Origin of the sequence: Nonomuraea sp. LP-02, assembly GCF_036289125.1 — a bacterium.
Classification (GTDB): Bacteria; Actinomycetota; Actinomycetes; order Streptosporangiales; family Streptosporangiaceae; genus Nonomuraea; species Nonomuraea bangladeshensis.
In genome coordinates this window covers 97844-111564 of the sequence record NZ_JAXCLK010000001.1, presented here as the reverse complement: position 1 = coordinate 111564, position 13721 = coordinate 97844, and the positions used below count along the sequence as shown (strand labels likewise).

The 13721-nt window shown below is 71.7% G+C and carries 10 protein-coding genes and 1 pseudogene; 7 read left to right on the top strand and 4 right to left on the bottom strand.

Going from position 1 to position 13721, the window contains the following annotated elements; all coding sequences use genetic code 11:
• Positions 1-23: 23 nt before the first annotated feature.
• Positions 24-767, top strand: a complete 744-nt coding sequence (locus tag SMD20_RS00530) for a copper resistance CopC family protein (RefSeq protein ID WP_329573714.1) — start codon at positions 24-26, stop codon at positions 765-767.
• Positions 764-1798 (top strand): copper resistance D family protein, encoded by a 1035-nt coding sequence (locus SMD20_RS00525; RefSeq protein WP_329573713.1) that lies wholly within the window; start codon positions 764-766, stop codon positions 1796-1798. The genes SMD20_RS00530 and SMD20_RS00525 overlap by 4 nt, the downstream gene beginning before the upstream one ends.
• 17 nt (positions 1799-1815) lie before the next feature.
• Here SMD20_RS00525 and SMD20_RS00520 read toward each other — a convergent pair whose 3' ends face one another.
• On the bottom strand, positions 1816-2994 hold the full coding sequence (locus tag SMD20_RS00520; protein WP_329573712.1) for a hypothetical protein: 1179 nt from the start codon (positions 2992-2994) through the stop codon (positions 1816-1818).
• 90 nt (positions 2995-3084) lie between these two features.
• Between SMD20_RS00520 and SMD20_RS00515 the strand changes: the two genes are divergently transcribed.
• Positions 3085-3618, top strand: a complete 534-nt coding sequence (locus SMD20_RS00515) for a GNAT family N-acetyltransferase (protein WP_329573710.1) — start codon at positions 3085-3087, stop codon at positions 3616-3618.
• Here SMD20_RS00515 and SMD20_RS00510 read toward each other — a convergent pair.
• Positions 3578-4858: a cytochrome P450 gene (locus SMD20_RS00510; RefSeq protein ID WP_329573709.1), complete on the bottom strand. Its 1281-nt coding sequence runs from the start codon at positions 4856-4858 to the stop codon at positions 3578-3580. The two genes, SMD20_RS00515 and SMD20_RS00510, sit on opposite strands and share 41 nt — an antisense overlap.
• A 140-nt stretch (positions 4859-4998) precedes the next feature.
• On the opposite strand from SMD20_RS00510, the gene SMD20_RS00505 reads away from it, so the two are divergent.
• Together SMD20_RS00505 and SMD20_RS00500 are read left to right on the top strand one after the other, a co-directional pair.
• Positions 4999-5448: a PaaI family thioesterase gene (locus tag SMD20_RS00505; protein WP_329573708.1), complete on the top strand. Its 450-nt coding sequence runs from the start codon at positions 4999-5001 to the stop codon at positions 5446-5448.
• 119 nt (positions 5449-5567) lie between these two features.
• Entirely contained in the window at positions 5568-8429 is a 2862-nt protein-coding gene (locus tag SMD20_RS00500) for an alpha/beta fold hydrolase (RefSeq protein WP_329573706.1), read from the top strand.
• Here SMD20_RS00500 and SMD20_RS00495 read toward each other — a convergent pair.
• A pseudogene (locus SMD20_RS00495) lies at positions 8410-9659 on the bottom strand (RNA-guided endonuclease InsQ/TnpB family protein). The gene SMD20_RS00500 and the pseudogene SMD20_RS00495 overlap by 20 nt on opposite strands.
• A 152-nt stretch (positions 9660-9811) precedes the next feature.
• Between SMD20_RS00495 and SMD20_RS00490 the strand changes: the two are divergent.
• Positions 9812-10657, top strand: a complete 846-nt coding sequence (locus tag SMD20_RS00490; protein ID WP_329573704.1) for an ABC transporter permease — start codon at positions 9812-9814, stop codon at positions 10655-10657.
• A 241-nt stretch (positions 10658-10898) separates the two neighbouring features.
• Here SMD20_RS00490 and SMD20_RS00485 read toward each other — a convergent pair whose 3' ends face one another.
• The gene (locus SMD20_RS00485) at positions 10899-11354 is read right to left on the bottom strand and encodes a GNAT family N-acetyltransferase (RefSeq protein ID WP_329573702.1); all 456 of its coding nucleotides are present in this window, start codon (positions 11352-11354) and stop codon (positions 10899-10901) included.
• A 247-nt stretch (positions 11355-11601) separates the two neighbouring features.
• On the opposite strand from SMD20_RS00485, the gene SMD20_RS00480 reads away from it, so the two are divergent.
• Positions 11602-13716 (top strand): ATP-binding protein, encoded by a 2115-nt coding sequence (locus SMD20_RS00480; RefSeq protein WP_329573701.1) that lies wholly within the window; start codon positions 11602-11604, stop codon positions 13714-13716.
• Positions 13717-13721 lie beyond the last annotated feature (5 nt).

Here is a 13721-nt window from a genome sequence, read left to right as displayed (position 1 = left end):
TGTTCGATGGAAGGCTTTCGGCTTTGAGGCGGCTACTCACGGTCCTGCTGCTCGCCTGTGTCGCGGCGGTGATCGTTCCTCCGTACGCGGCTCAGGCGCACAACGTACTGGTCGGCAGCGACCCCCGGGACGGGGCGACGCTGACGGCCGCGCCCGGGCGGGTGACGCTGGTCTTCGACCAGGCGGTGCGGCAGGGATACGCGCAGATCGGGGTCACCGGGGCGGACGGCTCCTCCTGGGCCGACGGGGACGCGGTGGTGGCGGCGGAACGGGTTTCCGTGAAGCTCAAGCCGCTGCCGGGGGGCGGGCCTTACGTGGTGGGCTATCGCATTTTGTCGGCCGACGGGCACCCGGTGACCGGCAAGCTCACCTTCACCCTGGCCCCGGCGGGCCCCGCCTCCCCAGCACCTGCGGACGCCACCTCGGCCGCTACGGCCCCGAACGCTGCGGCGGCGTCGGAGGCCGCAGGGGCCTCGGGGGCGGCGGCCGAGGCGGCGGCGAACGGAGGGGCCGGGATGGCGGTCGTCTGGATCGTCGGGGCGCTGGTGCTGCTCGCCGCCGGCACCGCCGTCGCCCTCCGCCGCACCCCACCCCCGGCCCCTGCCGCACCAGGCACCCCGCCTCCGGCCTCGGCGGCGCCCGCTGCCTCGGCCCCGACGGGGCCTGCCGCCCCGGACGCTCCCTCCACGACCGGCCCCGCCGTCCCAGGAGCCCCCGGCTCCGTGGGAGCGGCGGGGGCCGGTGAGGGTCAGGGGGCGCGGTCGTGAGTGTCGCGGCTCCCACCCTCGCCCGCCCCCGGACCGGCGGCGGGCGGCTGCTGGCCGGGGCGTTCGGCGTGTGCGCCGTGGTCGCGGCCGTGGCGGCGAGCACGTTCACCGCGCAGGAGGCCGTCCCCGGCATCCCCATGCCCGGCCCGGTCGTGGAGTTGGGCCTGCCCGTCGTACGGGTCCTGCTCGACCTCTCCGCCGTCGCCGTGGTCGGCCTGAGCCTGCTGCCGAAGCTGCTCGGCTTCGACGCCCCCGACCGTACGGAGCCGATCCTGCTGCGGGTACGCCCGCTGGCCGTGATCGCGGCCTGGGCGTGGGCGATCTGCGCCCTGCTGACGATCGTGTTCCAGACGGCGGAGCTGAACCCGGGCGTCGTGCCCACGTTCGGGATGATCGCCGACTATGTCGGAAACGTCGGGACAGGCCAGGGTCTGCTGTTCAGCGCCGCGTGCGCGCTCGCCGCCGCCGGGATCGGGCTGATGGCGGTGCGGTTCGGCGAGAAGGTCCCCGCCGAGCTGCGGCTGGTCGTGGCCCTGTTCGGCCTGCTGCCCATCCCGGTGACCGGCCACGCCGTCGACTCGGTCTGGCACGACCCGATCATGGTCTCGATGGAGATCCACGTGATGGGCTCGGCCGCCTGGACCGGCGGCCTGATCGCGACCGTCGCGTTCGTGGGCCCGCACCGCGATCTGCTGGCGGTGACGCTGCCGAAGTTCTCCCGGCTGGCGACGTTGTGCCTGCTGCTGGTCGGCCTGTCGGGCCTGGTGACCGGGCTCGGCACGATGGCGCTGACGCCGGGCGTGACGCTGCCGGACGCGATCGTGACCAGCCACTACGGCCTGCTGGTCGTGGCCAAGACCGCGCTGGTGGCCGCGCTGGTGCCGCTGGCCGCGCACATCCGTTTCCGCCTGCTGCCCGCCATCAGGACCGGCCGGGCCACCGCCCTGGTGGGCTGGGCGGTGGCCGAGGTGTCGGTGATGGGCCTGGCGTACGGGGTGGCGGTCGCGCTCACCCGCGCCTCCATCGCCTGACCCGCCAGGATCGGGGCTCAGGCGGTGGCGACCGCCGGGGCCTCGATCGGCGCGGGGGCGGGGACCCGTCTGTGGGCGATCCACTCGGCGGCGAGCCAGGCGGCCAGCAGTCCCAGCCCGGCCCACACGGCCGAGGCCGTGGCGAGGGGCGGCGCGCCGGCCAGCCCCTCCTGGCCCTTCACGGCGCCGTACACCGCGCCCATGATCGTGCTCTGCGCGACGAGCGCCCCGTACGCGACGGCGGTCGCCCCCACGGCCCCCACGACGGCCCGTACCGCGGGCATCCGCAGCAGGAACGCCACGTCCACCATGAGCCCGGCCACGACCAGGAAGAACGGCACCGCCGACGGCGGGAAGCCGGTGAAGGTCAGCAGCGGCCAGATCAGCGTGCGGAAGGCCACGTACGCCCCGGCGACGAGGGTGGCGGCGCCGAAGCGGCCGATCAGCAGCCGCGCCACCACCAGCACCGACAGCCCGGCGACCACGGCGTAGACCGGGTAGAGGAAGTCGGGCACCGGCAGCGCGAAGCCGAGCATCATCGTACGGTCCACCGGCCGCCCCATCTGGTCGGCGGCGAACTGCAGCAGGATCGGCTCGGCGTAGACGGCGTTGTTGTCCCAGGCGCCGACCGACAGGATGCCGTACTCCTGGTGCTGCTCGGGGAAGTGCACGTTCTCCAGGAAGAAGGCGAGGAACGCGGCCAGCACGAGCGTGCGCTCCCTGCCGGGCGGCGCGCCCAGGAACCAGCCGCGGATCACCCCCGCGATCATGAAGAACGTTCCAACGTAGAGCATGATGTGCGACGGGCTCCACGAGGTGATGTCGAGCCCGTTGACGCGGTGGTTGATCAGGTCGAGCGGGACCGCGACGAGGAAGATCCCGGTGCCCCACTGGATCAGCCTGAGCGCGAGCTTGTCCACGCCGTAGCCGGTGTAGCCGTGGATGATCGTCAGCGCCACCACGATCGCCGTGCCCGCCGAGTTGAGCAGGTGGGGCGGGGCGAGGTCGTCGCGCAGCCACTTGAAGTGCCACGAGACGTCCCAGGCCGAGCCGAGCAGCTTGAGCGTGAGCGCCACCAGCCATCCGAAGTAGAGCACCCTGAACAGGTCGTTCGGCGTCTCGCGCCCCGCCTGGCCTCTGGTCCAGTACGGCAAGGCCCACTCAGCGGCCTTTTTGATCGATGCTGGAGACTTCACGGGAGTGAATCTTACGGTCCTTGGCGACCCCGGGTCGCGGTCCCTTGAACGTAAGGGACATACACCCCTCCTACTGCGACAATCCGCCATATGTCATACGAAATTCGGGCGGCTCGGCCGGAGGACGCCGGCGTCATCGAGGAGGTCCGCCTGGCGACCTGGCGCGTCGCCTACCGGGACGTCATGCCCGCGGACTTTCTCGCCGGGCTGGAGGTGCGGCCCGAGATCGTCCGCGGCCGCGCCGACGCCCTGGCGAGCGGGCGCGTGACGGGCCGGGTGGCGGTACGCGATGGCGTACGCGGGTTCGCCCTGTACGGCCCCTCGCGGGACGAGGATGTGCCCGGTATGGAGGTGTACGCCATCTACGTGCTGCCCGAGGAGTTCTCGACAGGCATGGGGCGGACCCTGATGGCCTCCGCCGTCGAGGACCTGGCGTCGGCCGGGCATCGGGAGGCCGGGCTGTGGGTGCTGGCGGCGAACGCGCGGGCGCGCCGGTTCTATGAGCGGTTCGGGTTCAGCCCGTCCGGCCGGTCGAAGATGCTGCCCGACCCGCCGCTGGAGGAGGTCCACTACCGGATGGGCCTTACAGGGGACGCGCGGTCAGGCGTACCGGCAGGCTCTTGAGTCCGTTCTGGAAGTTGGAGGTGAGGCGCCGGGGCTCGCCGGCGAGCTCGACGTCCCAGCGGAGCAGTTCCCTGAGCATCGCGCGGAACTGCGCGCGGGCCAGGTGCGCGCCGAGGCAGACGTGCGGGCCGAAGCCGAAGCTGACGTGGTCGTTCGGGGCGCGGGCGAGGTCGAGACGGTCGGGGTCGGGGAAGACGGACGGGTCGCGGTTGGCCGAGGCGTGGTAGACGACCACCTTCTCGCCCGTACGTACGGGGTGCCCGCCGAGGGTGAGGTCACGGGTCGCCGTACGGCGGAAATGGATCACCGGCGGCCAGAACCGCAGCAGTTCCTCGACCGCGGGCTCCAGGAGGGACGGGTCCGCGCGCAGGCGGGCCAGCTCGGCCGGGTGCTCCAAGAGCGTGAGCAGGCCGCCGGGGATGCCGTTGCGCAGGGTCTCGTTGCCCGCGACGGCGAACAGGAAGAACATGTTCTCGAACTCGCTCTCCGTCAGCCCGCCGCGCCGCATGGCGGACATGACGGACCCGTCGTCCCCGGACGCCCCGGCGAGGGCGTGCGCGTAACCGAACATGTCCGCCAGCGCCGCCCGCGACCTCGGGTTCACGCCCGGCCGCGGCTGCGGCCTGGACGTGACCGCCCGGCGGCCCATCGGCGTGAGCGAGGCGACGTCGGCCGTGGACAGGCCCGCGTGGTCGGCGTCCTGGTAGCCGATGACCCGCGAGGCCCAGTCGTACAGCAGCCGCCGGTCCCGCGCGGGAACCCCCATCACGTGGGCCAGCGTCCAGACGGGCAGGTCGGCGGCCACCTCCACGAAGTCGCACGTGCCCTGCGCGAACAGCGCCGCCGCGCGTTCGGCGATCGCCCGCTCCAGGGTGCGGACCGCGCGCGGGGTGAAGGCCGCCGCCACGATCCGGCGCAGCCTGGAGTGGTCCGGCGGGTCCATGTTCAGCATCATGTCCTGGACGAACGCCAGGTCCGACGGGGTGTCGGGGTCGCGGATCTGGGTGGCGCCGAGGTGTGAGGAGAAGTCCTCCGGGGTGCGGAGGACGTGCTTGACGTCGGCGTGCCGGAAGACGGCCCAGAAGCCGGGGCCCTCGCGCCAGGGGCCGACGGCGGGCTCGGGGATCCAGCGGACCGGGGTTTCTGCGCGGAGGCGGGCGAAGAGGTCATACGGGACGGAGTTCTCGTACGTGGACGGCAAGAAGACCTGAACCGCCTCCGCGTCCATCACTGCCGCCATGTCCGATCGATACACCGTCATCCCTGCCCTTCCCCGCCGGCCCTCTCGCTCCGCATACGAGCGTTCCCTCATCCCCGCACGGAGTTATCCACAGGCAGGCACTTCTCGCGCGACGGCGGGCGAGCGTGCATGATGACCGCGTGACCTCAGCAGATCTGACACCGCAAACTCCGGCACCGGCCGCCGGCCCAGAAGCCCTGGACGCCATCCTCCGTGACAACTTCGCCCCGTGGATCCAGCGGCTCGGCCTGCGCGTCGAGGAGGCGGGCGAGCGCCGCACCGTCCTGCGCCTGCCCTGGTCCGACGAGCTGGCGCGCGAGGGCGGCGGCCTGTCCGGGCAGGCGATGATGGCCGCCGCCGACACCGCCACGGCCCTGGCCGTCTGCGCCGCGCGCGGCGGGTTCGTGCCGATGACGACCGTGCAGCAGTCCACGACGTTCCAGCGTCCGGTGTCGGGCCGCGACGTCCTGGTCGACGTACGCATCACCAAGCTGGGCCGCACCCTCGCCTTCGCCGAGATCACCCTCACCGCCGAGGGCGCCACCGAGCCGGCCGCCCAGGCCACCACGGTCTACGCCCTCCTGGGCTGACCGTCCCGTCATCAGTGATCTTCCTGTTTCCGCAGGTCAACGGCACCGAGCACGACCGTGACGGGCCGCCGGGACGTCCGTCTCAGAAATTTCTCAGGTCCGGAAAGTAGGCTCTCGGCATGAAACGTGTGGCCGCGCTGGTGGCAGCACTCGCCCTGATCGGGGTGACGACCTGGCTGGTGTGGCCGTCGGCCCCGCAGGCGCGGGGCCAGGACCAGGCGATAAGTGTCGTCGACGGACCCGACGATGACCAACGGGTGCAACTGGACGCCACCTTCTTCCCTCCCTCCGGCGGCGGCAAGGCGCCGGTCGTGCTGCTCGCGCACGGGTTCGGCGGCAGCAAGCAGAGCATGAGGCAGCAGGCGGCGCAGCTCGCCCAGGACGGCTACGCGGTCCTGACCTGGTCGGCGCGGGGCTTCGGCCGTTCGACGGGCGAGATCGCGCTCAACTCCCCCGACTACGAGGTCAAGGACGTCAAGCAGCTCATCGACTGGGTGGCCAAGCGGCCCGAGGTCCAGCTCGACGCGGCGGGCGACCCGCGGGTGGGCATCGTGGGCGGCTCGTACGGCGGAGCCATCGCGCTGATGACGGCGGCCTTCGACCAGCGCGTCGACGCGATCGTCCCGCAGATCACCTGGGCCGACCTGGCCGACGCCCTGTTCCCGAACAACGCCGCCCAGAGCACCGACGCCGCCGCCCAGGCGACGTCCGGCGGGCTCGGCGACCCTGAGACCGGCGTCTTCAAGCGCATGTGGTCGGGCATCTTCTTCGGCCGCGGCCTGTCCCTCGAAAGCTTCGCCCAGCAGAGCCAGAGCCAGACCCAGGGCCAGACCCAGGGCCAGACGCAGAGCCGGGGCCCGGCGCAGAACGGCCAGGGTCAGAACGGGCAGGGTCAGAACGCTCAGGGCCAGAGTGCTCAGGGCCAGAACGGCCAGACGCGCGGTCAGGGACTTGGGCAGACGGCCATGCCGATGACGCCCGAGGAGGCGCGGTGCGGCCGGTTCCTGCCGGCCATCTGCGACATCTACCAGACCGTCGCCAAGGACGGCCGGGCCACCGCCGAGGCGATCACGCTGCTGCGCGCCTCCAGCCCGATCACCGTGGCCAACCGCATCAAGGCCCCCACGCTGCTGCTGCAGGGCCAGCGCGACTCGCTGTTCCCGCTGAGCCACGCCGACGCCAACGCCAAGGCGATCGCCTCCGCGGGCACTCCCGTCAGCCTCGCCTGGTTCGACGGCGGGCACGACGGCGGCAACGGCGAGGCCGACTGGCTCTACGAGCAGACCTCCGCCTGGCTCGCCCGTTATCTCAAGGGCGAGGGCTCGGCGCAGGCCACGCCGCCGGTCAGTGGCTTCACGGTCACCCGTGACGGCGGCCGCGACCCCGGCACCCGCCAGCGCATCCGCCTGCACCCGGAGACGGCGTCGTACCCGGGTCTCGCCGGCACCGACACCACCACCGTCCAGCTCAGCGGCCCCGAGCAGAACGTCGTCAACCCGCCCGGCGGCGCCCCCGCGGCGATCTCGACCGTGCCCGGCGTCGGCTCGCTCCTGGGCGGCCAGAGCGGCGGCGTGTCGATCGACATGCCCGGCCAGAGCGCGGTGTTCGAGTCCGCGCCACTGACCGCGCCGCTGCAGCTCACCGGCAGCTCCACCGCCAAGGTCAAGGTGACCGGTGAGGGCGAGGCGACGCTGTTCGCCAAGGTCTACGACGTGTCCGACGGCTCGCAGCTTCCGGTCCTGCCCGCCGGGCAGGTGGCGCCGTTCCGGGTGACGTTCCCGGACGGCGGCGGCAGCGTGGAGGTCACGGTCGCGTTGCCCGCCGCCGACCACAACTTCGCCGCCGGGCACCGGCTGCGCCTGGTGGTGGCCACGACCGACATGGGGTTCGCCACGCCGGCCGAGCCCGCCACCTACCAGGTGGCGCTCTCCTCCCCGGGGCTCGCCGTCCCGACGGTGCGCACCCTGTCGGCCCCGCCGGCCGGGATCGCCTGGTGGGTGTGGGCGATGCCACTGACCGCGGTCGTGATCGCCACCATCGTCCTCGCCACGGGCCGCACCTCCTCGGGCCGCACCTCCTCGGGCCGCACTTCCTCGGGCCGCGCCCGTATCGGCCGCGCCTCCACGAGCCGCACCACCGCTCCCGACCCCAGCACCGCCCCCGACGCCGCCACCGCCCCCGACCTCACCACTGCCCCCTCCCTCACCACCGCCACGCCCGAGCCGGGCGCGAGCGACGGCCAGGCGGTGCCGCTGGACATCAAGGGGCTCACGAAGGCGTACCGCAACGGGGAGCTGGCCGTCGACGGGCTGTCGTTCCGCGTCGAGCAGGGCCAGGTCCTCGGTCTGCTCGGCCCCAACGGCGCCGGCAAGACGACCACGATGCGGATGATGATGGGACTCATCCGCCCCGACGACGGCGAGGTCCGCATCTTCGGCGAGCGGGTGACGCCGGGCGCGCCCGTGCTGTCCAGGCTCGGATCGTTCGTCGAGGGTCCCGGCTTCCTGCCGCATCTGTCCGGCCGCGACAACATCCAGCTCTACTGGGCGGCGACCGGCCGTCCCCCCGCCGACGCGCACTTCGAGGAGGCGCTGGAGATCGCGGGCCTGGGCAAGGCGCTGGATCGGGCCGTACGCACCTACTCTCAGGGCATGCGGCAGCGCCTGGCCATCGCGCAGGCCATGCTCGGCCTGCCGGATCTGCTGGTCCTCGACGAGCCCACGAACGGTCTCGACCCGCCCCAGATCCGCGAGATGCGCGAGGTGCTCAAGCGCTACGCGCGCGACGGCCGTACCGTGATCGTCTCCAGTCACCTGCTCGCCGAGGTGGAGCAGACCTGCAGCCACGTCGTGGTCATGCAGCGGGGGCGGCTCGTCTCGGCGGGCCCGGTTTCGCGGCTGCTCACCTCGGCCAAGCCCACCAACGGGCACGGGCCGCGCCTGGAAGACGTGTTCCTCGACCTCATCGGAGACAAACCTTGACAACCTCCCCCTCGCGAACGAGGGGGATTCCGACCGTCGCCGGTCGGTCTTCCTGCTTCACCGCCGATCGCCCGCCCGAGAGGAGGACTCCCGTTGAGGTCTTACACCAGCTCCACAGGCGTTTCAGCTCTCCGCCAGCCCGGCGGCGAGCACGTTTCTGGCCGCGTTCACATCCCGGTCATGCACCACGCCGCAGGCACAGGCCCACTCACGCACGCTCAACGGCATGTTGTTCCGCAGGGCCCCGCAGGCCGAGCACAACTTGGAGGAGGGAAACCAGCGGTCTGTCACCACCAGGGTGCGCCCGTACCAGGCCGTCTTGTACTCCAGCATGCTGCGCATTTCCCGCCAGCTCGCGTCGGAGACGGCGCGGGCCAGCCTGTGGTTCTTGACCACGTTGCGGACGGACAGGTCCTCCACGGCGATCACTTGATGCTCGCGAACAAGCCGTGTGGTGACCTTGTGCAGGTAGTCGCGCCTGCGGTCAGCAATGCGGGCGTGAACCTTCGCCACTTTCAGCCGGGCCTTGGCCCGGTTCTTCGACCCCTTCTCCTTACGGGCCAGCGCCCGTTGGGCCTTGGCCAGCCTGCGCCGCTCACGCCGCTCGTGACACGGGTTGGCGATCTGCTCGCCGTTCGACAGCGTGAGCAGCGCGGTGAGACCGGCGTCCACGCCCGTCGACTGCTCGACCGGCGGCAAAGGCGCGATCCTCTCCTCCACCAGCAGGGACACGAACCACCGCCCGGCCGAGTCCCGGCTGACGGTGACCGTGGACGGCTCTGCCCCCTCGGGCAGCGGACGCGACCACACGATGGCCAGCGGCGCGCCCATCTTGGCCAGGGTGAGCCGGCCGTCACGCCAGCGGAATGCCGAACGGGTGTATTCGGCCGACGCCCGCGACCGTTTACGGGACTTGAACGTCGGGTACTTGGCCCGGCGGGCGAAGAAGTTCGCGAACGCCGCCTGCAGATGCCGCAACGCCTGCTGCAACGGCACCGACGACACCTCACACAGAAACGCCAGCTCCGGCGTCTTCTTCCACGCGGTCAGCGCGGCCGACGACTCCGCGTAGGAGACACTACGGCCCTCCTCGGCGTAGGCGCGGGTCCGCTCTTCGAGGGCCTTGTTGTAGACCAGGCGCACGCAACCGAACGTCCGGACAAGCTCCTCGGCCTGCTCAGGGGTCGGGTAGAAGCGGTACTTGTAAGCCCGCTTCACCAGCTGCGCCACCCCTCGATCCTAGGTGCGAGATCACTCGCGCACCGGCCGAATCCGAAAGACGACGGCGCTCCGCCTGACGGCGTATCGCCTGCTCCTGCCCTGCCCGGCAGGAGTCCGATTCCTCCCCCGCCTGAAGGCGGGGGTCTCCTCGGAGGTATCTGATGACCGCCGCGCCGGGCTACGCGCCCCGCCGCACCCTGCCGCTGCGCGTGGAGATCGTCCGGCAGTTCAAGCGGCGGCGGACGCTCGTCATGTTCGGGCTGCTGCTGGCCCTGCCGTGGATCCTGGTGATCGCCTTCCAGTTCGGGCCCCAGTCCAACAACGGCGGGCAGTCGCTGCGCATCTCCGACCTGGCGACGCAGAGCGGACTCAACTTCGCCGCCTTCGCCCTGTCGGTGTCGGCCAACTTCCTGCTGGTGGTGGCGGTCGCGATGTTCTGCGGCGACACCGTGTCCAGCGAGGCCAACTGGTCGTCGCTGCGCTACCTGCTGGCCGCGCCGATCCCCCGGGACCGGTTGCTGCGGCAGAAGCTGATCGTGGCGCTCGGCTACTCGGCGGCGGCCGTGATCTGCCTGCCGGTGATGGCGCTGGTGGCGGGCACGCTGGCGTTCGGCTGGAACGACATCCAGGTGCCGGTCACCGGCGAGATCATCCCGGCGCTGGACGTGCTGCCACGCTTCGGCATCGTGATCGGGTACGCGCTGGTCAGCCAGCTCGTGGTGGCGGCGCTGGCGTTCCTCGTCTCGACCATGACCGACTCCCCGCTCGGTGCGGTCGGCGGGGCGGTGGGGCTGTGGATCGTCTCGACGATCCTGCAGGCGGTCGAGGCGCTGGGATCGCTGCGCGAGTTCCTGCCCACCTACTGGAACAATGCCTGGACGGACGCGCTCACGCCCGAGGTCGACTGGGGCGGCATGGTCAAGGGCGCGTCGGTGTCGATCACGTACGCGGCCATCCTGATCGCGCTCGCCTTCCGCCGCTTCCGCCGCAAGGACGTGGTGAGCTGAACGGAACCCGGCCGGCCCGCGTCCCCGCGCCAGCGGGCGGCGGGCCGGCCGGGTGAGGACACGGCCTCCTGAGCCGTGTGCGCGAGGACGGTCTCCAGGAGCCTCGCCTCCCGTGGACGCGCGCCTCCTGAGCCGCCTGTGCGAGCGCGGTCTCCAGGAGCATCGTCTCCCCTGGGGCCGCCCGTCCCGCAATGGATGCGCAGATAGGCCCCGGCGCCGCTGGCCGACGCTCCGAGGAGGGTCAGGGGAGGGTGCGTTCGAAGGTGATCAGGGTGGTGCCGGGGCCGTTGTAGGCGGGGTGCGGGCCGCGGACCGTGAATCCCATGCGCCGGTGGAACGCGATCGACGTCTCGTTCACGGGCGAGGTGATCGCCTTCACCACCTGCCGCCCGTGGTCCCGCGCGATGCCGAAGAACGCCTCGTACAGCCTCCGGCCCAGACCGGTGCCCCGGGCCGCCGGGGAGACGCCCACGAAGTGGATGTACGCCTCGTCCTCCGCCGACGGCGAGGGGAAACCGACGAGAAAACCGGCGAGCTCACCCGCGTCGGTCGAGGCGACCAGGCTCGTACGGTGAAAGTGGTCGAGGAAGAGCCGGGGCAGGGAGGGGAGGATGGGGCGGCCCCACCACGTGTCGACGACGGCGGCGATGGCGTCGTAGTCGCCCGGGGTGGCGGGGCGCAGCCCAGGTGCGGTCACGGGGCTTCAGTCCCAGTGCGGGGGCCTGTTGTCCAGGTAGAAGCTGTCCGTGTCCTCGTCGGGGAGGTCGTCGCCCCAGCCGAGGTCCAGGTCGTCCGAGGTCTGCTCGGGGTAGAAATCTTCCACGACCGCCATGCTACCCAGACATACAAAGCAACACCGCGCGTGTCCCCAGGTCCAGGGACACGCGGCATTCGCGGGGGTACGATGCCAGGGTTGGTGTCGCCTGTCCCCCGTGAGGCTGCGCATGGCCACCCCGACAGGCTGGCGACGAGAGGGCAATCTTCCGGCGGAGCTCACCAGTTTCGTCGGCCGCACGCGCCTGCTCGCCAACCTCAAACGGCACCTGAGCGAGTCCCGGCTGGTGACGGTCACGGGCATCGGAGGCGTCGGGAAGTCGCGGACCGTTCTGCGCCTGGCGCATCAGGTCCGCGCGCAATACCCGGACGGCGTCTGGTTCGCCGACCTGGCCCGGCTGCAGGACGCGGGCATGGTCAAGCACACGATCTCCTCGGCGCTGCGCATCGCCGACCAGTCCTCGCGGGCGGAGTCGGAGTCGCTGTCGGAGTGGGTGGGCGAGCGCGACATGCTGCTCATCATCGACACCTGCGAGCACGTCGTGCAGGGCTGCGCGGAGCTGGTGCACGAGCTGCTGGAGGCGGCGCCCAACCTGAAGGTGCTGGCCACGAGCCGCCAGTCGCTGCACCTGCCGTACGAGCACGTGGTCCCGGTCCCGCCGCTGCAGGTGCCCGGCGACGACCCGGCGGAGAACCTGTTCACCAACGAGTCGGTGCAGTTGTTCGCCGCCCGCGCGGGAGCGAGCGTGCCCGACTTCCAGCTCGACGAGGGCAACATCGGCACGGTGGCCGAGCTGTGCCGGCGGCTCGACGGCATCCCGCTGGCGATCGAGCTGGCCGCGGTGCGGCTGCGGGCGCTGTCGGTCGATCAGATCCTGGGGCTGCTGGCCGACCGGTTCAGCCTGCTGGCCGGGGCGAGCCGGACGGCCCTGCCGCGTCACCAGACGCTGCGCGCGGCGATCGGCTGGAGCCACGAGCTGTGCGAGCCGGCCGAGCGGCTGCTGTGGGCGCGGCTGTCGGTGTTCGCGGGCGACTTCGAGCTGGACGCGGCCCGTTTCGTCTGCTCCGACGGCCGCCTGCCGTCCGAGGACATCACGGACCTCGTGACCGGCCTGGTGGAGAAGTCGGTCCTGCTGATCAGGAGCAACCACGCCGGCGTCCGTTACAAACTGATCGACACCCTGGCCGAGTACGGCGACGAGTGGCTGGACAAGCTCGGCCAGCGCGAGCAGATGCGCCAGCGGCACCTGGAGTACTACCTGAGCCTGGCCCAGCGCAGCGAGGACGCCTGGTCGGGCCCGCGGCAGATCTACTGGTTCGTACGGATGCGCCAGGAGCACGACAACGTGCGGGTGGCGCTGGAGCACGCGCTGAAGACGCCGGGCAGGGAGGTCTCGGCGCTGACGCTGCTGTCGTCGCTGTGGTTCATGTGGGTGTGCTGCGGTTTCGCCCGCGAGGGGCGGCTCTATCTGGAGCGGGCGCTGGAGGCCAATCCCGAGTTCAGCAAGGAGCGCTGCAAGGCGTTGTGGGTGCTGTCGTACGTCAAGAGCGCCCAGGGCGACAGCGCGGGAGCCCAGTCCTCGGCCGAGAAGTGCAGCACCGAGGCGGTGCGGGTGGGCGACTCGCGGGCGGTGATCCTGGCCTCGAAGATGCAGGGCACGGCCGCGCTGCTCCAGGGCGACCTGCAGAAGGCCAGCGCGCTGCTGGGCGTGGCGATCGAGTTCAACACCGACAACAAGGAGCTCAACCCGGGCCTGCTGCCCGCCATCGTCGAGCTGTCGCTGGTGCTGTCCTCGCAGGGCGAGCTGTACGAGGCCGAGTCGCTGCTGCAGGACTGCCTGCAGGTGTGCCGCGAGCGCGGTGAGCTGTGGGTCAGCTCGCACGCGCAGTGGGCGCTGGCGGGCGCCAGGCTGACGACGGGCCGGGCGGACGAGGCGCTGCACAACGTCCGGGAGGCGCTGCGCATCAAGCGGCACTTCCACGACACGCTCGGCACGCTGCTGGCGCTGGAGACGGCGGCGCGCATCTTCGCCGCGCTCAACGACGTCACGACGGCCACGCAGTTGCTGGGGGCGCTGCAGCAGAACTGGAAGACGGCCGGCCTGCCGCAGCTGGGCGCGCCCTGGATGACCGACGACCACGACGAGTGCGTACGGGCCTGCAAACAGGAGCTGGGCGAGCTGACGTACAAGAACACCTTCGAGGAGGGCGCGCGGCGCGACCTGGACGAGGCGTCCGCGCTCGCGCTGGGCGAGCTGGACGCCACCGACGAGAACCGGCCCTGAGACGG